The organism is Modestobacter sp. SYSU DS0875, assembly GCF_054050915.1.
This window is the reverse complement of the sequence record NZ_JBJHAH010000028.1, coordinates 1-23,620: the sequence shown is the minus strand read 5'-3', so window position 1 is coordinate 23,620 and position 23,620 is coordinate 1. Positions and strand designations below refer to the sequence as shown.

The window sequence follows — 23,620 nt, the reverse complement described above, 5'->3', positions numbered from 1 at the left end:
CAACCGGACGCTCGGTCAGCCCAGCGCGTAGCGGGTGAAGAGGACGCCGTCATCGGTGAGCACCTGCAGCAACCGCGCACGCATCGGAGCGGGCAGGGCGGCGGGCACGAGTCCGGGACCGCCGCCGACCAGCAACGGTGAGATCGACAGGTCCAGCTCGTCGACCACGTCCGCGGTCAGCGCCGCCTGCACCAGCGCCGGCCCGCCCTCGCAGACCAGCTGCTCCAGCCCCCGTGCGGCCAGGGCGTCCAGCGCCGCGGGCAGGTCGACGTCGTCGTCACCGCAGACGAGCACCTCGACCCCGGCGGCGGACAGCGCCTCCCGCCGCCCACGGTCGGCTGCCGCGCAGGTGACCAGCACGGTGGGCACGACGGCGTCCGTCACCAGCTGGTCGTCCGGCCGCAGCGACGCCCGCCGCGACACGACCACCACCGGCATCACCGCCTCGCGACCCAGCGACGTGCGCAGCCGGCTGACGGCGGAGTCCGGGAGCACCGGTCGGTACCCCTCGGCCGCCGCCGTCCCGGCCCCGACGAGCACGGCGTCGGCCAGCGCCCGCAGGGTGCGGAACACCCGGCGGTCGCCGTCGGAGCCCAGCGGTCCGCTGCGCCCGTCGACGCTGATCGCGCCGTCCAGCGAGGCGATGAAGTCGACCCGCAGGTGCCGGCCCGGCGCGACCCGGTAGGCGTCGGCCAGGCCGGCGGGGTCGCGGGGGAGCTCGTGCACCGTCAGCGGGTGCTGACCACGGCCGCGCTCTCGGCGGGCACGGTCACGGTGGCGCCGTCCAGCCCCGGCGCCTCGCCGGTGCTGAACAGCACCTCACCGGCCGCCGCGTCCAGCTCGATCCGCCGCTGCTCACCCGACAGGTTGGCCACCACGCGCAGCGATCCGCGCTCGACGACCACCCAGCGCTCGTCGTCGTCCCAGGTGACGCCCGTCGTGGACAGGTCGGGATCGAGCAGCTCGGGGTGCTGCTTGCGCAGCGCCAGCAGCGTCTTGTGGGTGGCCAGGAGGCCGGCGTGCGGCTCCTGCGCCAGCTCGGACCAGTCGAGCTTGGAACGGGTGAAGGTCTCCGGGTCCTGCGGGTCGGGGACGACGGAGGCGTCCCAGCCGTGCGCGGCGAACTCGCCGATCCGGCCCTCGGCGGTGGCCTTGCCCAGCTCCGGCTCGGGGTGGCTGGTGAAGAACTGCCACGGCGTCGAGGCGCCCCACTCCTCGCCCATGAACAGCATCGGCGTGAACGGGCTGGTGAGCACCAGGGTCGCGCCGACGGCGAGCAGGCCGGGCGAGAGGGAGGCCGAGATCCGGTCACCGACGGCGCGGTTGCCGATCTGGTCGTGGTCCTGCAGGTAGCCGAGGAACTTCCAGCCCGGCAGCTGCGCGGTGTCGACCGGCCGGCCGTGGTGCCGGCGGCGGAAGCTGGACCAGTCGCCGGCGTGGAAGTAGGCCCCGGTGAGCACCCGGGCCAGGCCCTCGAGGCCGGCGTCGGCGAAGTCGGCGTAGTAGCCCTGCGCCTCACCGGTCAGCTGGGTGTGCAGCGAGTGGTGGAAGTCGTCGCTCCACTGCGCGTCGATGCCGGTGCCGCCGGCCACCCGGGGGGTGACCATCCGCGGGTCGTTGAGGTCGCTCTCGGCGATCAGCGTCAGCGGCCGGCCGAGCGCGACCGACAGCTTCTCGGTCTCGATCGCCATCTCCTCCAGCACGTGCGTGGCGCGCTCGTCGACCAGCGCGTGCACGGCGTCCAGGCGCAGCCCGTCGACGTGCATGTCGCGCAGCCACATCTGCACGTTGTCGAGGATGTAGCGGCGCACCTCGTCGGAGTCGGGGCCGGACAGGTTGACCGAGTTGCCCCAGGTGTTCGCCCCGCCCTCGCTGAAGATCGGCATGAACTCCGGCAGGTAGTTCCCCGACGGGCCGAGGTGGTTGTAGACGACGTCCTGGATCACGCCGAGGCCACGCTGGTGGCAGGCGTCGACGAAGCGCTGGTAGGCGGCCGGGCCGCCGTAGGTCTCCTGCACGGCGTACCAGGCGACGCCGTCGTACCCCCAGTTGTGGGTGCCGTTGAAGGCGTTGACCGGCAGCAGCTCGACGAAGTCGACGCCGAGGTCGACCAGGTGGCCGAGCCGGTCGACGGCGGCGTCCAGCGTCCCCTCGGGGGTGAACGTGCCGACGTGCATCTCGTAGACGACGCCCCCGGCGAGGGGCCGGCCGGTCCACGCGGTGTCGCCCCAGGAGTAGGTGGTGGGGTCGAACCGGCGGGACAGCCCGTGCACGCCGTCGGGCTGGCGGCGGGAGCGCGGGTCGGGGCGGGGCGTCTCGTTGTCGTCGAGCAGGAAGCCGTAGTCGCTCTCGGCCTCCGCGGGCACGGTGGCCCGCCACCACCCCTCGTCGTCGCGCTGCATGTCGTGCACCTGGCCGTCGACCTGCAGGCGCACCCGCTCGGGCAGCGGGGCCCAGACGGAGAACTCGACGGGCTCGGGCATGCGGGGGCCTCCTGGCAGGCGGGACGGGGTGGCTGCCCGATCATGCCCGCCCGGCGGCCGGTCAACCGTGCCGCGCGGCACCCGCCGGAGCCGGGTGGTCGGGGCGAGTGCCCCGGCCACCCGGCCGGCTGATCAGACGGACAGGACCTGGCCGACGTAGATCAGGTGCGGGTTGCTGACGACGTCGCGGTTCTGGTCGAACAGCTGCTGCCAGCTGGTGCCGTGCGCCGCCGCGATCGTCCCGAGCGTGTCACCGGGCGTGACCGTGTAGCTGCCGCCGGTCGCCGAGGGAGCGGGTGCCGGGGCCGGGGCCGGGGCGGGAGCCGGTGCCGGGGCCGGTGCGCCCGCGGCGGGCGTCGTCCCCTCGGTCAGGTACTGCCCGCAGACCGGCCACGCGCCGACGCCCTGGCCGTCGAGCACCCGCTCGGCGACGGCGATCTGCTGCGCCGGGGACGCCAGGTCGGCGCGCGGCGCGAACTCCAGGCCGCCGTAGCCCTCCCAGGTGGGCTGGAAGAACTGCAGGCCGCCGTAGTAGCCGTTGCCGGTGTTGATGCTCCAGTCGCCGCCGGACTCGCACTGGGCGACCCCGGTCCAGTCGTGCTGCGGCGCGGCGGACGCCGGTGCGGCGAAGGCGCCGACCGCGAGGGCGGCGGCACCGGTGGTGAGGGCGCCGCGGCGGACCAGTCGGCGGGTACGGGTGGACTCGGGCATGGGGATCCTCCGATCGCCGCCTGCGAGGTGAGCTGTCGGGTTCGGGCGATCGGTGCCCGGCCGCGCGCACACGCCGGCGCCCCGGCTCGGGAGCCGGGCGTCGGAGGTGCGGAACGGCTTCACCCCGAGGCGCGCGCACGGTGTGCGGTCGCGCCGGAGATGGGTCCCCCGCCCCCGTCCTGGGGTTCGGTTGAGGTCACCGGCGGACGGGGTTGGGCGGTCCGGTGCCGTGCCCGGCCGGGAACGCCCGGGCACCCGACCGACGCTAGGTGGCCGCCGGCGGTCCCGCAGGCTCATCGGCGACAGGCCCGGGCCCGCTCACCGCCCGTCGACGACCGTGTACGGACGGTCGGGATCCGAGACGCTGGAGTCCGTGGCTGTCCCTCGCCCCCCGACCTCGGTGTCGGGGCCCGCCGCGAGCTCGCGAGCAGTGGGGGCGAGGGCGCCCGTCGTCAGTCGCGGACCAGCAGGGCCACCGGCAGCTGGGACAGCAGCTGCTCGACGCCGACGCCACCGGCGTCGGAGACCACGCGGGCGCCGGTGAAGAGGTCGCGCCACGCGCCGGTGGGAAGCGCCAGCCCGGTGTCCCCCCAGCCGGTCTCGGCCAGGTGCACGGGCAGCCGGGTCGCCACGGTCACCACCCCACCGCGGTCGAAGGCGACGGCGTGGTCGGCGGCCGTGCCGGTGGCCTGCACCGGGGTGTACCCGGTGAAGGCATCCGGGTGCTCCCGCCGGTGGCGCAGGGTGCGGGAGACGACCAGCAGCTTCGCGGCGCCCTCCTCGTCGACCGACGGCACCCAGCCCTCGTCGAGCCGGGCCAGCAGCCGGCGCCGCAGGCCGTAGTCGACCGGACGGCGGTTGTCCGGGTCGACCAGCGAGAAGTCCCAGAGCTCGGTGCCCTGGTACACGTCCGGGACACCGGGGACGGTCAGCTGCAGCAGCTTCTGCGACAGCGAGTTCGACCAGCCGAACGGCGCGATCCGGGCCACGAACCGCTCGATCTCCGCGTGCGTGGTCGCGTCGTCGAACGCGGCGTCGACCAGCGCGTGCAACTGGTCCTCGAACTCCTGCACCGGGTTGGTCCAGGTGGTCGAGGTGCCGGCCTCGCGCGCCGCCTTCTCCACGTAGCCGTGCGCCCGATCCCGGGAGAGCGGCCAGGCGCCGACCAGGTTCTGCCACACCAGGTGCGCCAGCGACCGGTCGGCCAACGGGTGCCGGCCCAGCCAGCCGCGCACCAGGCCGGCCCACTCGGTCGGGATCTCGGCCAGCACCGCCAGCCGGGCGCGGACGTCCTCGCTGCGCTTGGTGTCGTGCGTGGACAACGTGGTCATCGACGCCGGCTTGACCTCCTGCCGGTGCTGCTGCGCCGCGTGGAACTCCGCGACCGAGCTGCCGAACCGCGCCGGGTCGCCACCCACCTCGTTGAGCGCCACGAACCGCGCCCACCGGTAGTAGGCGCTGTCCTCCACGCCCTTGGCCATGACCGGACCGGAGGTCTGCTCGAAGCGGGTGGCCAGCTCGGTGCCGGCCGACCCGAGCAGCGGGTGCAGTGCGTCGACGGCGGCGGCCAGGTCGGGCCGCCGCAGCTTGACCGCGGCGACCGTCTGGTCCAGGTGCTCCCGGCCGTCGGGCAGGTAGCTGCGGTACACCGGGAAGGAGGCCAGCAGCTCGGCCAGCCCTTCGGTCACCTGCCCGGGCGGCATGCCCGGCAGGTCGCCGACGATCCGCTGGAGCCGGGCCACCTCCGAGCCGAGCATCCCGTCGGTGACCTCGCGCTTGCAGTCGTGCACGAGCTGCGCGTAGTCGACCCGGTGCCCGGCCAGCTCGGTGTCCAGCGCGGTGAACGCGGGCTCGCCGGCCGGGTCGACCAGCACCCCGTCCACCTCGGTGAGCGCGTCGTAGCCCGTCGTCCCGGCCGTCTTCCAGCTGCCGGGCAGCTCCTCACCGGGTTCGAGGATCTTCTCCACCACGGTCCACCGGTCACCGGTCGCCGCGGCCAGGGAGTCCAGGTAGCCCTTGGGGTCGGCGAGGCCGTCGGGGTGGTCGATCCGCAGCGCGTCGACCGATCCGTTCTCCACCAGCTCCACGATCAGCGCGTGGGTGGCCCGGAAGACCTCCGGGTCCTCCACCCGCAGCCCGGCCAGGGTGTTGATCGCGAAGAACCGCCGGTAGTTGAGCTGGTCGTCGGCGCGGCGCCAGTCGACCAGCTCGTAATGCTGCCGGTCGTGCACCGCGACCGGGTCGTCCCCGGCCCGACCCGTGCCCGGCGCCACCGGGAAGCGGTTGTCGTAGTAGTGCAGCTCCAGATCGCCGTCGACCTCGACCAGCTGCAGCTGCGTCACGTCGTCCGCACTGCCCAGCACCGGGATGCGCACCCGTCCGCCGCCGAAGTCCCAGTCGACGTCGAAGGCGTCGGCGTGCGCGGACCCCCGTCCGTGCTTCAGCAGGTCCCACCACCAGCTGGACTCGTGCGCGTCGGAGACGCCCATGTGGTTGGGCACGAGGTCCAGCACCAGCCCGAGGCCGTGCTCGTGCAGGCGGGCCACGAACCGGTCCAGGCCCTCTCGGCCGCCGCGTGGCTCGTCGACGTGCGCGTGGTCGGTGGTGTCGTAGCCGTGCGTGCTGCCCGCCGCCGACCGCAGCAGCGGGGACGAGTAGGCGTGGCTCACCCCGAGGTCGGCCAGGTAGCCGGCCACCGACGCCGCGTCGTCCAGCGTGAAGTCGGCGGTCACCTGCAGCCGGTAGGTGCTCGAGGGCACGTCCCGGCGCTCGCCGGTCGACGGCGTCGTCACGACGCGGCCGCCTGCAGCACGACCGTCGACCGCGGCTGCAGGGTGACCTTCCCGCCGGCCTTCACCGCGACCGGCTCGACCTCGCCCAGCTCGGCGGTGTCGACGACGAGCGTCCACTCCTCCGCGTAGTCGACGCCGGGCAGGGTGAACGCGATCGCCTCGTGCGAGGCGTTGAACGCCAGGTAGAAGTGGTCGTCGCTGACGTACTCGCCGCGGTCGTCCATCTCCCGGATGCCGTGTCCGTTGAGGTACATCGCCAGCGACTTGGCGGAGCCGTCGGACCAGTCCGCGTCGTCCATCGGCTCGCCGTCGGCACCCAGCCAGGCGATGTCCTGCTGCGGGTCGGTCTCCTCCCACGGCACCGGGCGACCGTGGAAGAACCGCCGGCGGCGGAACGTGGGGTGGTCGGTGCGCAGCCGGGTGACCAGCTTGGTGAACTCCAGCAGCCCCTCGTCGACGTCCTCCCAGTCGATCCAGGTCAGCTCGGAGTCCTGGCAGTAACCGTTGTTGTTGCCGCCCTGCGTGCGGCCCAGCTCGTCGCCGTGCAGCAGCATCGGCACGCCCTGGCTGAGCATGAGCGTGGCGATGAAGTTGCGCCGCTGGCGGGCGCGCAGCTCCAGCACCTCGGGGTCCTTCGTCGGGCCCTCGACGCCGCAGTTCCAGCTGCGGTTGTGGCTCTCGCCGTCGTTGTTGCCCTCGCCGTTGGCCTCGTTGTGCTTATCGTTGTAGGAGACCAGGTCGTTGAGGGTGAACCCGTCGTGCGCGGTGACGAAGTTGATGCTCGCCACCGGTCGGCGGCCGGCGTGCTGGTAGAGGTCGGCGGAGCCGGAGATGCGGCTGGCGAACTCGCCGAGGGTGCCCTCCTCGCCGCGCCAGTAGTCGCGCACGCTGTCGCGGTACTTGCCGTTCCACTCGGTCCACAGCGCCGGGAAGTTGCCGACCTGGTAGCCGCCGTCCCCGACGTCCCAGGGCTCGGCGATCAGCTTCACCTGGCTGACGATCGGGTCCTGGTGCACCAGGTCGAAGAAGGCGGACAGCCGGTCGACCTCGTGGAACTGGCGGGCCAGGGTGGAGGCCAGGTCGAAGCGGAAGCCGTCGACGTGCATCTCGGTGACCCAGTAGCGCAGCGAGTCCATGATCAGCTGCAACGACTGCGGGTCGCGGACGTTGAGCGAGTTCCCGGTGCCGGTGGTGTCCATGTAGTACTGCTCGTCGCCCTCGACCAGCCGGTAGTAGGCCCGGTTGTCGATGCCCTTGAACGACAGCGTCGGGCCCAGGTGGTTGCCCTCGGCGGTGTGGTTGTAGACCACGTCGAGGATGACCTCGATGCCCGCCTCGTGCAGGGCACGCACCATGCCCTTGAACTCCTGCACCTGCTGCCCGTCGGTCGACTGGGCGTACTCGTTGTGCGGGGCGAAGAAGCCGATCGTGTTGTAGCCCCAGTAGTTGCGCAGGCCCTTCTGCAGCAGGGTGTCGTCCTGCACGAACTGGTGCACCGGCATCAGCTCGAGGGCGGTGACCCCGAGGTCGGTCAGGTGCTCGATGACCGCCGGGTGGGCGATGCCGGCGTAGGTGCCGCGCAGCTCCTCCGGCACCCGCGGGTGGGTCATCGTCAGCCCCTTGACGTGGGCCTCGTAGATGACGGTCTTCTGGTACGGGGTCTTCGGCGGCCGGTCGGTGCCCCAGTCGAAGAACGGGCTGACGACGACGGACTTCGGCATGTGCGCCGCGGAGTCCTCGTCGTTCCGCTCACCGGACTCGAAGTGGTACCCGAAGACCGACTCGTCCCAGTCGATCTGCCCGTCGATCGCCTTGGCATAGGGGTCCAGCAGCAGCTTGTTGGGGTTGCAGCGCAGGCCCTGCGCCGGGTCGTTGGGGCCGTACACCCGGTAGCCGTAGCGCTGCCCGGGCTGGATCCCCGGGAGGAAGGCGTGCCAGACGAACGCGTCGCGCTCGGGGAGCCGGACGCGCTCCTCGTTGCCCTGGTCGTCGAACAGGCAGAGCTCGACCTTCTCTGCGACCTCGCTGTAGAGGGCGAAGTTCGTGCCGGTGCCGTCGTACGTCGCACCGAGCGGGTAGTCGGAACCGGGCCACACCTGGGTGGTCATGGGAGAGCGTCGTCCTCCTGGCTGAGGCCCCCCGGGACGGGGGCTGGCGTCACACCCCTGGTCCGTGACCGGGCCAGGGGTTCGCCGTCGGATGCCCGGAAACGACCCCGGTCACACCTGTCGCCTCCACCACTGTGCGGGTGGGCGGGACACGTCGCCGCGGTGTCCCGGGCAGGTCGCCCCGCAGTGTGCCAACTCCGGCGGCGGATGACGATCATGGTCGGTCCGCCGACCCGGACGGTCGTCGCGGCCCGTTCTGTCGCACCCCCGTCGTACCGTCGTGCCGTGCGCACGAACACCGACCTCCGCCCCACCCGGGGGCGGTTCCGCGTCGTCAGCGAGTTCGAGCCCTCGGGCGACCAGCCGGCGGCGATCAAGGCCCTGGCCGAGCGGGTGAACGCGGGGGAGGCGGACACGGTCCTGCTCGGCGCCACCGGCACCGGCAAGTCGGCGACCACGGCGTGGCTGATCGAGCAGGTGCAGCGCCCCACGCTGGTGATGGCGCCCAACAAGACCCTCGCGGCACAGCTGGCCAACGAGTTCCGCGAGCTCCTGCCCGACGCCGCGGTGGAGTACTTCGTCTCCTACTACGACTACTACCAGCCCGAGGCGTACGTCCCGCAGACCGACACCTACATCGAGAAGGACTCCTCCATCAACGAGGAGGTGGAGCGGCTGCGCCACTCGGCGACGAACAGCCTGCTCACCCGGCGCGACGTCATCGTCGTCTCCACCGTCTCCTGCATCTACGGCCTCGGGACGCCGGAGGAGTACGTCGACCGGGCGCTGAAGATCAAGGTGGGGGAGGACCGCGACCGCGACGAGCTGCTGCGCACGCTGGTCACCGAGCAGTACACCCGCAACGACCTGGCCTTCACCCGGGGCACCTTCCGGGTGCGGGGCGACACGATCGAGGTCTTCCCGGTCTACGAGGAGCTCGCCGTCCGGATCGAGATGTTCGGCGACGAGGTCGAGCGGCTCTACTACCTGCACCCGCTCACCGGCGAGGTCGTCCGCGAGGTCGACGAGCTGTTCGTCTTCCCCGCCACCCACTACGTCGCCGGCCCGGAGCGGATGGAGCGGGCGATCGCCACCATCGAGGCCGAGCTCGAGCAGCGGCTGGCCGAGCTCGACCGGCAGGGGAAGCTGCTGGAGTCCCAGCGGCTGCGCATGCGCACCACCTACGACATCGAGATGATGCGCCAGGTCGGCTTCTGCTCCGGCATCGAGAACTACTCGCGGCACATCGACGGGCGCGCTCCCGGCAGCGCCGGCGCCTGCCTCATCGACTACTTCCCCGACGACTTCCTGCTGGTCATCGACGAGTCGCACGTGACGGTGCCGCAGATCGGCGGCATGTACGAGGGCGACATGAGCCGCAAGCGCACCCTGGTCGAGCACGGCTTCCGACTGCCCTCGGCGATGGACAACCGGCCGCTGAAGTGGGAGGAGTTCACCGAACGCATCCACCAGACCGTCTACCTCTCCGCGACACCGGGGAACTACGAGCTGGGCCGGGTGCAGGGCGACGTCGTCGAGCAGGTCATCCGGCCGACCGGTCTGGTCGACCCGGAGGTCGTGGTCAAGCCGACCAAGGGCCAGATCGACGACCTGGTGCACGAGATCCGGGTCAGGGTCGAACGGGACGAACGCATTCTCGTCACCACGCTGACCAAGAAGATGTCCGAGGACCTCACCGACTACCTGCTCGAGCTGGGCATCAAGGTGCGGTACCTGCACTCCGAGGTCGACACCCTGCGCCGCGTCGAGCTGCTGCGCGAGCTGCGGCAGGGGGAGTACGACGTGCTGGTCGGCATCAACCTGCTGCGCGAGGGGCTCGACCTGCCCGAGGTGTCCCTGGTGGCGATCCTCGACGCCGACAAGGAGGGCTTCCTCCGGTCCGGCACCTCGCTGATCCAGACGATCGGCCGGGCGGCGCGCAACGTCTCCGGGCAGGTGCACATGTACGCCGACAAGATCACCCCGTCGATGGCCCAGGCGATCGACGAGACCAACCGGCGCCGGGCCAAGCAGATCGCCTACAACACCGAGCACGGCATCGACCCGCAGCCGCTGCGCAAGAAGATCGTCGACATCCTCGACGGGATCTACAAGGCGGCAGAGGAGGCCGAGGAGTCGACCGAGCTCCTGGGCGGCTCGGGGCGGCAGCAGTCCCGCGGCAAGGCGCCGGTGCCCGGGCTGTCGTCGAAGAGCAAGGCCGGATCGACCAAGGGCAAGGCCGGCTCGATCGACGTGCAGGGTCTGCCGCGCAACGAGCTCGCCGACATGATCACGCAGATGAACGACCAGATGCTCGCCGCCGCCCGGGAGCTGCAGTTCGAGGTCGCCGCGCGGCTGCGCGACGAGCTGACCGAGCTGAAGAAGGAACTGCGCCAGCTCGACGCCGCACACGCCTGAGGAGGGACCCCCTCGCCCCCCGAGAAGGACCTCGTCCCCCTCATCCCCCGCAAGCTCGGGCGAGCCTCCGGACGAGGCCGTCCGAGGCTCGCGGCGGGCCCCTGCGAGGGGGCCGGGCGGGGCGGGAACTCCCCGGGCGGTTCGCGCGTTGGGCGGCAGCGGACCCCCACTGCGGGCGCTCGAGTAGCGACGCGGCTGCTGCCGGTGGTGATCGGGTCCGACGTGGAGGGGAGTATCCCTGCGCGGCAGTGGTCGTCAGCACGGGTCACCCCGACCCCGGCCCTGTCGGTCGACCCGGGTCCGGGGCGGCGGGAGAGACCTCCGGTACTGACAGCTGCCAGTGAACCGGAGGAATCCGTTGGACGTCCCACTCTGGGTCTGGGCGATCACCGTCGCCGCCATCATCGGGATGCTGGTGTTCGACTTCGTCGGACACGTCCGCACCCCGCACGCGCCCACTCTCAAGGAGTCGGCCACCTGGTCGGCGATCTACGTCGGCATCGCGCTGGTCTTCGGACTGCTGGTGCTGTGGTTCGCCGGCGGCACCTACGGTGGTGAGTACTTCGCCGGGTGGGTCACCGAGAAGAGCCTCTCGGTCGACAATCTCTTCGTCTTCGTGCTGATCATGGCCAGCTTCGCGGTGCCCCGGGAGCTGCAGCAGAAGGTGCTGCTGTTCGGCATCGCCTTCGCCCTGGTGCTGCGGACGATGTTCATCTTCGTCGGCGCGGCCGCGATCGAGAACTTCAGCTTCGTCTTCTACATCTTCGGCGGCTTCCTCATCTGGACCGCGATCGCGCAGGCGCGCAGCGGTGGGCACGACGAGGACGAGGAGTTCAAGGAGAACGCCGTCCTGCGGCTGACCCGCAAGGTGCTGCCGACGACGGCGGAGTACCACTCCGACCGGCTCACCACGAAGATCGACGGCAAGCGCTTCATCACGCCGCTGGCCATCGCGCTGATCGCCATCGGCAGCGCCGACATCCTCTTCGCCGTCGACTCCATCCCGGCGATCTTCGGCCTCACCCAGGAGACCTACCTGGTCTTCACCGCCAACGCCTTCGCCCTGCTCGGCCTGCGGCAGCTGTTCTTCCTGCTCGACGGCCTGCTCGACAAGCTGGTGTACCTCGCCTACGGCCTGGCGGTCATCCTCGGCTTCATCGGCGTCAAGCTGGTCATCCACGCGCTGCACGAGAACGAGCTGCCGTTCATCAACGGTGGTGAGCACTTCACCGCGATCCCGGAGATCCCGACCTGGCTGTCGCTGGTCGTCATCCTGGTCACCCTGGTGGTGACCACCGTGGCCAGCCTGCGCAAGAACAAGAAGGACGCCGACCGCCGGGCCCAGCGCACCGGCGCGGGCGACCCCGGCGCCGACCGGACCGGGCGGAACATCGGTGCCCCGGGCGACCCCGAGCGCGCCTCCCAGGACGGCCTGCCGGAGCCCCGGCAGGCGGCGGTCACCAAGTCCGACCGACCCGACCGGGGCTGAACGACCCGCCCGCCGGTGTCCCTGGGGCACCGGCGGGCGGGTCGGGGGCACCACGGACCCCCGCCGCGTCCTGGCGGGTGGTTGGTGCAACTGACTTGTAGAGTTCCGGTACGTGGAGCTCCCCGTCTGGTTCGAGATCTCGACGTTCGTGGGGCTCACCGTCCTGCTGCTCGCCGACCTCGCGATCGTCGCCCGTCGCCCGCACGAGCCCTCCGTGAAGGAGGCGGCCGCCTGGGTCACCTTCTACGTGGGGTTGGCGCTGCTGTTCGGGCTGCTGCTGCTCGCCGTCACCGACGGGACGTTCGCCACCGAGTTCTACGCGGGCTGGCTGACCGAGTACTCGCTCTCGGTCGACAACCTCTTCGTCTTCGTGATCATCATGGCCCGCTTCCAGGTGCCCCGGAAGCTGCAGCAAGAGGTCCTGATGGTCGGGATCATCATCGCGCTGGTGCTGCGAGGGGTCTTCATCCTGGCCGGTGCCGCCCTGATCGAGCAGTTCATCTGGGTCTTCTACCTCTTCGGTGCCTTCCTGGTCTGGACCGCCGTCAACCTGGTCCGGCACCGCGACGAGGACGAGGACTACGAGGAGAACGCGCTCATCCGCCGCATGCGGCGGGTGCTCCCGATGACCGCCGAGTACCACGGCAGCAAGGTCCGGGTCGAGCACGACGGCACGAAGCTCTGGACCCCGATGATCGTGGTGTTCCTGGCGCTGGGCACCACCGACCTGCTGTTCGCGCTGGACAGCATCCCGGCGATCTTCGGCCTCACCCGGGAGGCGTTCATCGTCTTCACCGCGAACGTCTTCGCGTTGATGGGGCTGCGCCAGCTGTACTTCCTGCTCGGCGGCCTGCTCAAGCGCCTGGTCTACCTGTCCCTGGGGCTGGCGGTCATCCTGGCCTTCATCGGCGTCAAGCTCGTCCTCGAGGCGCTGCACGAGAACCAGTACCCGTTCGCCGGGGAGCGCGAGCCGCTGGAGGCGGTGCCCACGGTGCCCACCTGGCTGTCGCTCACGGTGATCCTCGTCGTCCTCGTGGTGGCGACCGTGGCCAGCCTGCTGAAGACCCGCGGCGAGGAGGCCCAGGCGGGGCCGGCCGCCGTGACCGGCGAGCCGCCCGTGGAGACCGACGAGACCGGCCGTACCGTGCCCGACACCGCGGAGACCGGCCGCGCCGAGGTGGTCGAAGAGCCCCGGGGCAGCTGAGCCGGGTCAGCGGGGCGGGATCGTCCCGGGCTCCACGACGGCGCCGCCGGCCGCGACCAGTTCGCCGTCCCGCCAGACCTCCCGGATCCGCCCGGCCAGCCCGGTCAGGTCCCGGGCGTCCCCGTCCAGCACGACGACGTCGGCCCGCTTGCCCGGCTCGAGGCTGCCGAGGGAGTCGGCGACCCCGAGCAGCTGCGCCGCGGACAGGGTGGAGGCGTGCCAGGCCTGCTCGGGGGTCATCCCGCAACCGGCCATCAGGCCGAGCTCGCTGAGGTTGTCCCCGTGCGGGCCGACGCCGCTGTCGGTGCCCATGGCGATCCGCACCCCGGCGTCGACGGCCCGGCTCACCGCCTCGTCGTGCACCGCCTGCACGGCGCGCGCCTTCGCCACCACCGCGTCGGGGAGCGCCGCGCCGGCGTCGGCGGCGGTGAGCACCGCCCGGGGCGCGGCGAGGGTGGGCACCAGCCAGGTGCCGCGTTCGAGCATCAGCTCGATCGCCTCGTCGTCGAGGTAGATGCCGTGCTCGATGGAGCGGATCCCGGCCCGGACGGCGGCCTTGATCCCCTCCGCGCCCTGCGCGTGCGCCATCACCGCGACGCCGGCGGCCTCGGCCTCCTCGACGAGCACGGCGAGCTCGGCGGGGCGGAAGTGCGGGTGGCGCGGGTCGTCCCGGGCGGAGAGCACCCCGCCGCTGGTGGCGACCTTGAGGACGTCGGCGCCCGCGCGCAGCAGCTCGCGGACGGTGCGGCGCATCTCGTCCGCCCCGTCGACGATCGTCCGCGGGCGGCCCGGGTGTGGCCCGAGCAGCGGCAGCTCGGCCCCGCAGACGTGCCAGCCGTCGCCGTGGCCACCGGTCTGGGACAGCATGCTGATGGCGATCTGCAGCCGCGGCCCGGCGGTGAGCCCGCGCCGGACCGCCTCGGCCACGCCGAGGTCGGCGCCCCCGGCGTCGCGGACCGAGGTGATGCCCTGGGCGAGGGTGCGCCGCAGGTTCTGCGCGGCCTCGAAGAAGCCGTAGCTGAAGGGCGTCTGCAGGTGCCGCAGGGTGTCGACGCCGCTGATCATCACGTGCACGTGGCAGTCGAACAGGCCGGGCAGCACCGTGGCGCCGGTGCAGTCGACGACCTCGTCGCCGTCCAGGCCCGTGCCGACCTCCACGATCCGGCCGTCCTGCACGACGACGTCGGCGGGCGCGGCCGGGCTGCCCGTGCCGTCGAGGACCTGACCGCCGGAGAACACGCGTCGCGTCATGCGGGCACCTTAGGCACTCACCCGTTAGCGGTGCTCACCATCTGGCCCGCGCCGGGCCTGGGCTAGCGTCGCAGACATGCGGCCGACCGACCTCTCCCTGCTGCGCGTCCCCGGTGTGCCCGCGGTCTCCCCGGACGGGCGGACCGCGGTCGTCGCGGTGACCCGGCTGGACCTGGACGCCGACGAGTACCGCAGCCAGCTGTGGACCGTGCCCACCGACGGGTCGGCCCCGGCCCGCCCGCTCACCGCCGGGCACCGCGACTCCGCCCCCGCGTTCTCCCCGGACGGCCGCTGGCTCGCCTACCTGGCCGCCGAGCCGAAGGGCGCGCCCCAGCTGCACGTGCTGCCCGTCGCGGGCGGCGCTCCCCGCCGGCTCACCGACCACCACCTGGGCGCCGGCGCCCCGGTCTGGTCGCCGGACTCCCGGCGGCTGGCGTACACCGCCCGGGTGCCCGAGGCGGGCCGGTACGGCACCGAGGAGGACGTCGCCCCGGCGGCGGAGGCGCCCCGGCTGATCACCACGCTGAAGTACCGCAGCGACGACGTCGGCTTCACCACCGACCGGCGCCGCCACGTGTTCGTCGTCGACCTGCCCGGCGACGCCGACGACACCGCCGTCCCGCTGCCGGAGCCGGTCCAGGTGACCGGCGGCGACCACGACGACACCGACGTCGCCTGGAGCCCGGATGGCGTGCTGCTCGCCTTCGTCTCCGCCCGCCACGAGCGGGCCGACGCCGACCTGGTCAGCGACGTCTTCGTGGTGCGCCCCGACGGGTCCGGGCTGCGCCGGATCACGCAGAGCCGCTCGGCCGTCGCCCACCCGGCCTGGGACCCGGCGGGGGAGACCCTCTGGTTCTCCGCGCAGCCCGACCTGGGTGACAGCGGCCGGGACTTCGTCGGCCGCAACACCACGCTGTGCCGGGCGCCCGCCGCCGGCGGCCCGGTCACGCCGGTGCTCGACCCGGAGACGCACGACCGGGGCGACGAGACCCCGGCGACCGTCGTCACGCCCGACGGCGTGCTGTTCGGGGTGCAGCGCCGCGGCGCGGTCGAGCTGCTGCGGGTGCCGCTGGGCGGCGGGGAACCCGAGACGCTGATCGACGGGCCGTACACGGTGCGGGGCGTCGGGGCCGGCGGGGGCGTCGTCGTCGCCACGGTCGCGCACGACCGGTCGGCCGGCGAGCTGATCGCGATCACCCCCGGACGGCGCCGGCTGCTCACCGGGTTCGGCGCCCCGCTCCAGGAGACCGGCCGGCTGCACCGGATGCGCGAGCGGACCGCCACCGCCCCCGACGGCTACCCGGTGCACGGCTGGCTGACCACCCCGCCCGGGCCCGGGCCGCACCCGGTGCTGCTCACCGTGCACGGCGGGCCGTTCAGCCAGTACGGCTGGACCCTGTTCGACGAGACCCAGGCCTACGTCGAGGCGGGCTACGCGGTGCTGATGTGCAACCCGCGCGGGTCCTCCGGCTACGGGCAGGAGCACGGCCGGGTGATCAAGGAGCACATGGGCGAGCTGGACGCCGACGACGTGCTGGCCTTCCTCGACGACGCGCTCACCGACCCGCAGCTGGACGCCTCCCGGGTGGGGCTGATGGGCGGCTCCTACGGGGGCTACATGACCACCCTGCTGCTGGGGCGCACCGACCGGTTCGTCGCCGGGATCAGCGAGCGGGCGTTCAACGACCCGGTCAGCTTCGTCGGGTCGTCGGACATCGGCTGGTTCTTCCCCGACGAGTACCTGGGCACCGACCCCGCGCGGGTCGCCGCCCAGTCGGCGCTCGCGCACGCCCACCGGATCACCACGCCGACGTTCGTCATCCACTCCGAGGAGGACTGGCGCTGCCCGCTGGAGCAGGGCACCCGGCTGTACGTGGAGCTCAAGCGCCGCGGCGTGCCCACCGAGCTGCTGCTGTTCCCCGGTGAGGGCCACGAGCTGTCCCGCTCCGGCCGGCCCAAGCACCGGCTGGCCCGGCTGGAGCACGTGCTGCGCTGGTGGGCCCGCTGGCTGCCCACGCCGCAGAACCGGGTCGGGGTGGCCGAGCTTCCGGCGGGCGCCGGACCGGCCGCTCCGGTGGGGGAGGAGCCGGTGGAGGCCCAGCTCGATGTGGGGGTCGAGGCGGCGGCCGACGGCGAGGCCGGCGGGCGGCGCGACGACACGCTCAGCGTGCCGGCCACCCGGCTGTGACGCCGGACCTGGACGGGGCCGCCCCGGAGCTGGCCGCCACCGCGCTGCGGACGGTGCAGGAGGAGTTCCCCAACGGGTTGTACGTGCACTACCGCGCGCCCGGGGACGCGCCGGTGCGCCCACGCGACCGGCACCCCGCGTTCTACGGCAGCTACGACTGGCACTCCGCGGTGGAGATGCACTGGGTGCTGCTCCGGCTGCTGCGGGTCGCCGGTGACCGGGTGCCGGCCGCGGAGGTCCGGGCGGTGCTCGACGCGCACTGGACGCCGGAGGCGATCGCGGCGGAGGTGGCGCACGCCGTCGGGAACCCCGGCTGGGAGCGGCCCTACGGCTGGGCCTGGGCGCTGACGCTGGTCGAGGAGGCGGCCTCCTGGGCGGCCGAGGACGCCGCCCCGGACGACGTCCGCCGCTGGGCCGCGACGCTGCAGCCGCTGGCCGACCACTTCCTCGCCGCCTACGCGCGCTGGTTGCCCGGGGCGACCTACCCGGTGCGCACCGGGCTGCACCCCAACAGCGCGTTCGGCCTGCTGATGGCCTTGCCGGCCGCCCGGCGGGCGGGGGTCGACGGGATGCTGGCCGACGCCGCCCGCCGCTGGTTCGCCGCGGACACCGACGCGCCGGTGCGCTGGGAGCCCTCCGGCTCGGACTTCCTGTCACCGGCCCTGGTCGAGGCGGTGCTGGTGTCCGTCGTCGTGCCGGACTTCCCGGCCTGGCTGTCGGCCTTCCTGCCCGGCCTCGCCGACGGGCCGCTGTTCGGCCCCGCCGTGGTCGGCGACGCGAGCGACGGGCAGACCGCGCACCTGCACGGGCTGAACCTGAGCCGGGCGTGGTGCCTGGGCCGGCTCGCCGGCGCCCTGCCGGCGGACGACGCCCGGGTGCCCGTGCTGCGGGCCTCCGCCGGGGAGCACGCGGCCGCGGCGCTGCCGCACGTCAGCGGCAGCGACTACATGGTCGAGCACTGGCTCGCCGCCTACGCCCTGCTGTACCTCGATACTGGTTGCTGAGCCGGCGGGGCCGCGGTCCGCGGCCCGGAGCCGGCAGCAGGACGGGGAGGTCCGAGTGGCTGCACCGAGGGCATGGCTGGACGGGCTGCCGCGGCGCCGCCGCCGCTGGCTGGTCGCAGGGCTGGCCGTCGCGGCGCACGTCGTCGGCTACGTGGCGGTCGTCGCCCTGATCGCACACGTGCGGGAGGGCCCGGCCGACTGGGCAGGGCCGCTCCCGACGTTCCTGGGAGCCGCCGTCGGCGCCTCGTTCGGCGCCTGGATGCAGGCGCGCCGCCTGGGCGGCGCCGACCGCGCGGAGGACTTCCGGGCAGCTCTGCGGTCGGGACGGCTGCCCGAGGGCGCCGACCCGGCGCGGTGGCGCCGGTCACTGCTCCGGGAACGCCGCATCCTGCGCGGGTACCTGGCCGCCGGGCTGGTGATGGTGGCCCTCCTGGCGGTCGCCGTGCTGGCGCTGCTGCCCGCCCGATCCGACTGGGCGCTCGGCGCGCTCGCGGTCGGCGCGCTGGTGGTGCTGCTGGCCACCATCGGGTGGGGGGCCGGGCGGGGCACCCGGCGGATCGACCGGCTCCTCAGGCAACTGCCCCCCTCAGCGGCCGTCACCCGGGAGTGAGGGGCACGCCTTGCCTTCGGGGGGCGGGGGCTGGTCACCAGCCGCGCTCGCGCCACTCCGCGAGGTGGGGGCGCTCGGCGCCCAGCGTCGTGTCCGCGCCGTGGCCGGGGTAGACCCAGGCCTCGTCGGGCAGGACGCCGAACAGCCGGGCCTCGACGTCGTCGAGCAGGCTGGTGAACCGGGCGGCGTCGGACTGGGTGTTGCCGACCCCGCCGGGGAAGAGGCTGTCGCCGGTGAAGACGTGGGTGCCCGCGCCCTCGGGCCCCCGCCAGACCAGCGCGATGCTGCCCGGGGTGTGCCCCCGTAGGTGCACGACCTCGAGCACCTGGTCGCCCACGGTGATCGTGTCGCCGTGCTGGACCGGGCGGGTGACCGGCACCGGCAGGTCAGCGGCGTCGGCCGGGTGCGCGACGTTCTCGGCGCCGGTGGCCCGGAGCACCTCCGGGAGCGCGCGGTGGTGGTCCCAGTGGCCGTGCGTGGTGACCACGGTGCGGACGTCGGCGGCGTCGATCAGCTCCAGCAGCGCCTCGGGTTCGGCCGCCGCGTCGATCAGCAGCGCCTGGCCGGTGCCCGGGCCCGTGCCGCTGTCGGTGAGCAGGTACGCGTTGTTCGCCATCTCGCTGACCGCGAGCTTTCGGATCGTCAGCCCGGGCAGCTCGCGGACGTCGGCCGGCCCGCCGACCCGCACGTCGCCGGTGTAGCTGTCGTTCATCGCGCTCCGATCTGAGAACTGTCGGGGGCCACGGTTAGGTTCGACCGCATGGACGCTAGTGCAGGTGCCGCGCCCGCAGACCCCCTGTCGGGATCCGGGACGGGGACGGGCCCGCTCGTGGGCCTCCCCGCCACCGAGCTGGCCGCCCGGGTCCGGTCCGGCGAGCTGACCGCGGTCGAGGTGGTCCGGGCGCACCTGGCGCACCTGGCCGACGTCGAGCCGCGGGTCGGCGCCTTCCGCGTGGTGCGCACCGAGGCGGCGCTGGCCGAGGCCGCGGCGGTCGACGCCTCGCCCGACCGCGCACGGCTGCCGCTGGCCGGTGTCCCGGTCGCGGTGAAGGACAACGTGGCCGTGGCGGGGGAGCTGGCCACCGACGGGTCCGCCGCGCACACCCCGACCCCGGCCGCCACCGACGACCCGGTCGTCGCGCGGCTGCGCGCCGCCGGTGCGGTGGTCGTCGGGATCACCCGGGCACCCGAGCTCTGCGTCTACTCGGCCACCGACGGTCCGGGCACCGTCACCCGCAACCCCTGGGACACCGCGCGGTCGGCCGCCGGCTCCTCCGGCGGCAGCGCCGCGGCCGTCGCGGCGGCCGCGGTGCCGCTGGCCCACGGGAACGACGGCATGGGGTCGCTGCGACTCCCGGCGGCGGCCTGCGGGCTGGTCACGCTGAAGCCCGGCACGGGCGTCGTGCCGGGCGCGGTCGGGGCGAACAGCTGGTACGGCATGGCCGAGCACGGGGTGCTCGCGACCACGGTCGCCGACCTCGCCGCCGGCATCGCCGTGCTGTCCGGCGCACCCCTGGCCGAGCCGTCGCCGCCTCCCGGGCCGCTGCGGATCGCGGTCTCCACCCGGTCCCCGGTCCCCGGCGCGCGCCTCGACGCCGCGGGGCGGGCAGCGCTGGACGCCGTCGCCGCCGAGCTGCGGGCCGCCGGGCACACCGTCGTCCGCCGCGAGCCACCGATCACGCCGGCCGCCGCGGCCGCGGTGGTCGCCCGCTGGCTGGCCGGCCCGGTCACCGACGCCGACGCCCTCGGGATCGACCGGCGCGCACTCGAGCCCCGGCACCGGGTGCACACCCGACTGGGCCGGCTGGTGCAGCGCACCCGCCTGCTCCGGCCCGGGGCGCTCGCGGCCTTCCGGGGCCGGATGGCCGACTTCTTCACCGACGTCGACGTGCTGCTCACGCCCGTGGTCAGCGGCCCGCCGCTGCCCGCCCGCCCCTGGCACGAGCGTGGCTTCCTGGCCAACACGACCGCCAACGCCCGCTGGGCGCCGTGGACCTCCGCCTGGAACGGCGCCGGCCTGCCGGCCCTCGTGCTGCCGGCGGGCCCGGGCCGGTCCGGGCTGCCCACGTCGGTGCAGCTCGTCGGCCCGGCGGGTGGCGAGACCCGACTACTGTGGCTCGCCGGAGAGCTGGAACGCCGGCTGCCCTGGCGCCGGCACGCGCCCGTCTTCGACCCCCGCGCCCGGCCCGCCGTCGCCACCGGCTGACCGGTCCGGCCGGGAGACCCAGCCGACACCGCGGAGGGGAAGTCCGCCCGCCGGCCCCGGCGTTCCACCCCAGCAAGAACCACTGCGACCGACAGGGATCACATGGACCGGCTCGTCGTCCGCGGCGCCCGCGAGCACAACCTCAAGGACGTCAACCTCGACCTGCCCCGCGACGCGATGATCGTGTTCACGGGGCTCTCCGGCTCGGGCAAGTCCAGCCTGGCCTTCGACACGATCTTCGCCGAGGGGCAGCGCCGGTACGTCGAGTCGCTGTCGGCCTACGCCCGCCAGTTCCTCGGGCAGATGGACAAGCCCGACGTCGACTTCATCGAGGGGCTCTCCCCGGCGGTGTCGATCGACCAGAAGTCGACCAACCGCAACCCCCGGTCGACCGTCGGCACGATCACCGAGGTCTACGACTACCTGCGGCTGCTCTACGCCCGCGCCGGGCAGCCACACTGCCCCAACTGCGGCAAGCCGATCAGCCGGCAGACGCCGCAGCAGATCGTCGACCAGGTGCTGGCGATGGCGGAGGGCACCCGGTTCCAGGTGCTCGCCCCGGTGGTCCGCGCCCGCAAGGGCGAGTACGTCGACCTGTTCAGCTCGCTGCAGACCCAGGGCTTCTCCCGGGTCCGCGTCGACGGCACCGTGCACCCGCTGACCGAGCCGCCCACGCTCAAGAAGCAGGAGAAGCACACCATCGAGGTGATCGTCGACCGGCTCACCGTCAAGGAGAACGCCAAGCGGCGGCTCACCGACTCGGTCGAGACGGCCCTCGGCCTGGCCGGCGGTCTCGTCGTGCTGGACTTCGTCGACCTCCCGGAGGACGACCCGGCCCGCGAGCGGACCTTCTCCGAGCACCTGGCCTGCATCGACGACGGGCTGTCCTTCGAGGCGCTCGAGCCCCGGTCCTTCTCCTTCAACTCGCCCTTCGGCGCGTGCCCCGAGTGCACCGGCATCGGCACCCGCAAGGAGGTCGACCCCGACCTCGTGGTGCCCGACCCGACCAAGAGCCTCGAGGAAGGCGCGATCGCGCCGTGGGCCGGCTCGATGAGCAAGGAGTACTTCCAGCGGCTGCTCTCCGGGCTGGCCGACATGCTCGGCTTCTCCATGACGACGCCGTGGGAGCGGCTGCCGGCCAAGGTGCAGAAGGCGGTGCTGCACGGGTCCCCGGACCAGGTGCACGTCCGCTACAAGAACCGCTACGGCCGCGAGCGCAGCTACTACGCCGCCTTCGAAGGCGTGCTGCCCTTCCTCGAGCGCCGGCACGAGGACACCGACAGCGAGTTCATGAAGGACAAGTACGAGGGCTACATGCGGGACGTCCCCTGTCCCGTCTGCCACGGCACCCGGCTCAAGCCGGAGATCCTCGCGGTCAAGCTCAACAGCCGGTCGATCGCCGAGGTCACCGGGCTGTCCATCGGCGAGGCCTCGGAGTGGCTCGGTGCGCTGGAGCTGGGCGAGCGGGAGAAGGTGATCGCCGACCGCGTGCTGCGCGAGATCCAGGCCCGGCTGTCCTTCCTGGTCGACGTCGGGCTCGACTACCTGTCCCTCGACCGCCCGGCGGCCACCCTGGCCGGCGGCGAGGCGCAGCGGATCCGGCTGGCCACCCAGATCGGCTCCGGGCTGGTCGGCGTGCTCTACGTCCTCGACGAGCCGTCCATCGGGCTGCACCAGCGGGACAACATCCGGCTCATCGAGACCCTCGTCCGGCTGCGCGACATGGGCAACACGCTCATCGTCGTCGAGCACGACGAGGACACGATCAAGCAGGCCGACTGGGTCGTCGACATCGGCCCCGGCGCCGGTGAGCACGGCGGCGAGGTGGTCGTCAGCGGCACCGTGCAGGACCTCCTGGAGAGCGAGCGCTCGCTGACGGGTGCATACCTGTCCGGGCGCAAGGAGATCACCATCCCCGCCGTCCGCCGGCAGCCGCAGCCCGGCCGGGAACTGGTGGTCAAGGGCGCGCGGGAGAACACCCTGCGGGGCATCGACGTCGCCTTCCCGCTGGGCTGCCTGGTCGCCGTCACCGGGGTCTCCGGCTCGGGCAAGTCCAGCCTGGTCAACGACATCCTGTACACCACCCTGGCCAACGAGCTGAACCGCGCGCGGCTGGTGCCAGGCCGGCACCGCACCATCACCGGCCTGGACCAGCTGGACAAGGTCGTCGGCGTCGACCAGTCGCCCATCGGCCGCACGCCGCGGTCGAACCCGGCCACCTACACCGGCGTCTGGGACCACATCCGCAAGCTGTTCGCCAGCACGTCGGAGGCGAAGATCCGCGGCTACCAGCCCGGCCGCTTCTCCTTCAACGTCAAGGGCGGCCGCTGCGAGGCCTGCTCCGGTGACGGCACGCTGAAGATCGAGATGAACTTCCTGCCCGACGTCTACGTGCCCTGCGAGGTCTGCAAGGGCGCCCGGTTCAACCGGGAGACGCTGGAGGTGCACTACAAGGGCAGGACGGTCGCCGAGGTCCTGGACATGCCTATCTCGGAGGCCGCCGAGTTCTTCGAGGCGATCCCCGCGATCGCCCGGTACATGCGCACCCTCACCGACGTCGGCCTCGGCTACATCCGGCTCGGCCAGCCGGCCACCACCCTGTCCGGCGGTGAGGCACAGCGGGTCAAGCTCGCCAGCGAGCTGCAGAAGCGGTCCAACGGCCGCACCATCTACGTCCTCGACGAGCCGACCACCGGCCTGCACTTCGAGGACATCCGCAAGCTGCTCCTGGTGCTCCAGGGCCTGGTCGACAAGGGCAACTCGGTCATCGTCATCGAGCACAACCTCGACGTGATCAAGAGCGCCGACTGGCTCATCGACATGGGCCCGGAGGGCGGCTTCCGCGGTGGCTCCGTCGTCGCGGAGGGTCCGCCGGAGTTCGTCGCCACCGTGGCGGAGAGCCACACCGGCCGGTTCCTCGCCGACATCCTCGACCCGGCGGCGATCGCCGCGGCGGCCGAGCCGAAGAAGCGAGTCCGCAAGAAGGCCAGCTGACCCTCTCCGGGCGACGGCCCACCCGACCGAGCCCCGGGGGGCCCCCCGCGGGGGGGGGGGGGGGGGTGCCCCCCCCCCCCCCCCGGGCCCCCCCCGACGACCCCCCCGGACCACCACTCGGCAGCCCGATGCCGATGAGTTCTGCCGGACCGCGGAGTCCTC

At 73.2% G+C, this 23,620-nt stretch carries 15 protein-coding genes; 8 read left to right on the top strand and 7 right to left on the bottom strand.

Annotation, left to right across the window (positions count from 1 at the left end):
* Positions 1-15: 15 nt before the first annotated feature.
* The 5 genes from ACI79Y_RS15585 to glgX form a co-directional block, all read right to left on the bottom strand.
* Positions 16-726, bottom strand: coding sequence for a dihydrofolate reductase family protein (locus tag ACI79Y_RS15585; protein ID WP_457159357.1), 711 nt, complete (start codon positions 724-726; stop codon positions 16-18).
* Positions 727-728: 2 nt separating this feature from the next.
* A complete protein-coding gene (gene treZ / locus ACI79Y_RS15580; RefSeq protein WP_457159356.1) occupies positions 729-2,483 on the bottom strand; it encodes a malto-oligosyltrehalose trehalohydrolase in 1,755 nt (584 codons plus the stop codon).
* A gap of 132 nt (positions 2,484-2,615) precedes the next feature.
* A complete protein-coding gene (locus tag ACI79Y_RS15575; RefSeq protein WP_457159355.1) occupies positions 2,616-3,194 on the bottom strand; it encodes a transglycosylase family protein in 579 nt (192 codons plus the stop codon).
* Between the two features lie 452 nt (positions 3,195-3,646).
* A complete protein-coding gene (treY, locus tag ACI79Y_RS15570) occupies positions 3,647-5,986 on the bottom strand; it encodes a malto-oligosyltrehalose synthase (protein WP_457159354.1) in 2,340 nt (779 codons plus the stop codon).
* Entirely contained in the window at positions 5,983-8,094 is a 2,112-nt protein-coding gene (gene glgX, locus ACI79Y_RS15565; RefSeq protein ID WP_457159353.1) for a glycogen debranching protein GlgX, read from the bottom strand. Before glgX ends, treY begins: the two co-directional genes overlap by 4 nt.
* A gap of 285 nt (positions 8,095-8,379) precedes the next feature.
* On the opposite strand from glgX, the gene uvrB reads away from it, so the two are divergent.
* From uvrB to ACI79Y_RS15550, 3 genes are all read left to right on the top strand, one after another.
* Complete coding sequence (uvrB, locus tag ACI79Y_RS15560; protein WP_457159352.1) at positions 8,380-10,512, top strand: excinuclease ABC subunit UvrB; 2,133 nt, start codon at positions 8,380-8,382, stop codon at positions 10,510-10,512.
* Between the two features lie 358 nt (positions 10,513-10,870).
* Entirely contained in the window at positions 10,871-12,001 is a 1,131-nt protein-coding gene (locus ACI79Y_RS15555; protein ID WP_457159351.1) for a TerC family protein, read from the top strand.
* A 112-nt stretch (positions 12,002-12,113) separates the two neighbouring features.
* Positions 12,114-13,205: a TerC family protein gene (locus ACI79Y_RS15550; protein WP_457159350.1), complete on the top strand. Its 1,092-nt coding sequence runs from the start codon at positions 12,114-12,116 to the stop codon at positions 13,203-13,205.
* 6 nt (positions 13,206-13,211) lie between these two features.
* Here the strand turns inward: ACI79Y_RS15550 and ACI79Y_RS15545 are convergent, their stop codons facing one another.
* Complete coding sequence (locus tag ACI79Y_RS15545) at positions 13,212-14,456, bottom strand: amidohydrolase family protein (protein ID WP_457159349.1); 1,245 nt, start codon at positions 14,454-14,456, stop codon at positions 13,212-13,214.
* A 76-nt stretch (positions 14,457-14,532) separates the two neighbouring features.
* Between ACI79Y_RS15545 and ACI79Y_RS15540 the strand changes: the two genes are divergently transcribed.
* Genes ACI79Y_RS15540 through ACI79Y_RS15530 form a run of 3 tightly spaced genes read left to right on the top strand, consistent with a single transcriptional unit; the run spans position 14,533 to position 18,258 of the window.
* The gene (locus tag ACI79Y_RS15540) at positions 14,533-16,644 is read left to right on the top strand and encodes a prolyl oligopeptidase family serine peptidase (RefSeq protein WP_457159348.1); all 2,112 of its coding nucleotides are present in this window, start codon (positions 14,533-14,535) and stop codon (positions 16,642-16,644) included.
* Positions 16,641-17,648 (top strand): DUF2891 domain-containing protein, encoded by a 1,008-nt coding sequence (locus tag ACI79Y_RS15535; RefSeq protein ID WP_457159347.1) that lies wholly within the window; start codon positions 16,641-16,643, stop codon positions 17,646-17,648. Before ACI79Y_RS15540 ends, ACI79Y_RS15535 begins: the two co-directional genes overlap by 4 nt.
* 55 nt (positions 17,649-17,703) lie before the next feature.
* Entirely contained in the window at positions 17,704-18,258 is a 555-nt protein-coding gene (locus ACI79Y_RS15530; RefSeq protein ID WP_457159346.1) for a hypothetical protein, read from the top strand.
* A 34-nt stretch (positions 18,259-18,292) separates the two neighbouring features.
* On the opposite strand, the gene ACI79Y_RS15525 is transcribed toward ACI79Y_RS15530, so the two are convergent.
* Complete coding sequence (locus ACI79Y_RS15525) at positions 18,293-18,970, bottom strand: MBL fold metallo-hydrolase (protein WP_457159345.1); 678 nt, start codon at positions 18,968-18,970, stop codon at positions 18,293-18,295.
* Positions 18,971-19,087: 117 nt separating this feature from the next.
* On the opposite strand from ACI79Y_RS15525, the gene ACI79Y_RS15520 reads away from it, so the two are divergent.
* Complete coding sequence (locus tag ACI79Y_RS15520; protein ID WP_457159344.1) at positions 19,088-20,464, top strand: amidase; 1,377 nt, start codon at positions 19,088-19,090, stop codon at positions 20,462-20,464.
* 102 nt (positions 20,465-20,566) lie between these two features.
* The gene (uvrA, locus tag ACI79Y_RS15515; RefSeq protein WP_457159343.1) at positions 20,567-23,458 is read left to right on the top strand and encodes an excinuclease ABC subunit UvrA; all 2,892 of its coding nucleotides are present in this window, start codon (positions 20,567-20,569) and stop codon (positions 23,456-23,458) included.
* The last annotated feature ends 162 nt before the right edge of the window (positions 23,459-23,620 follow it).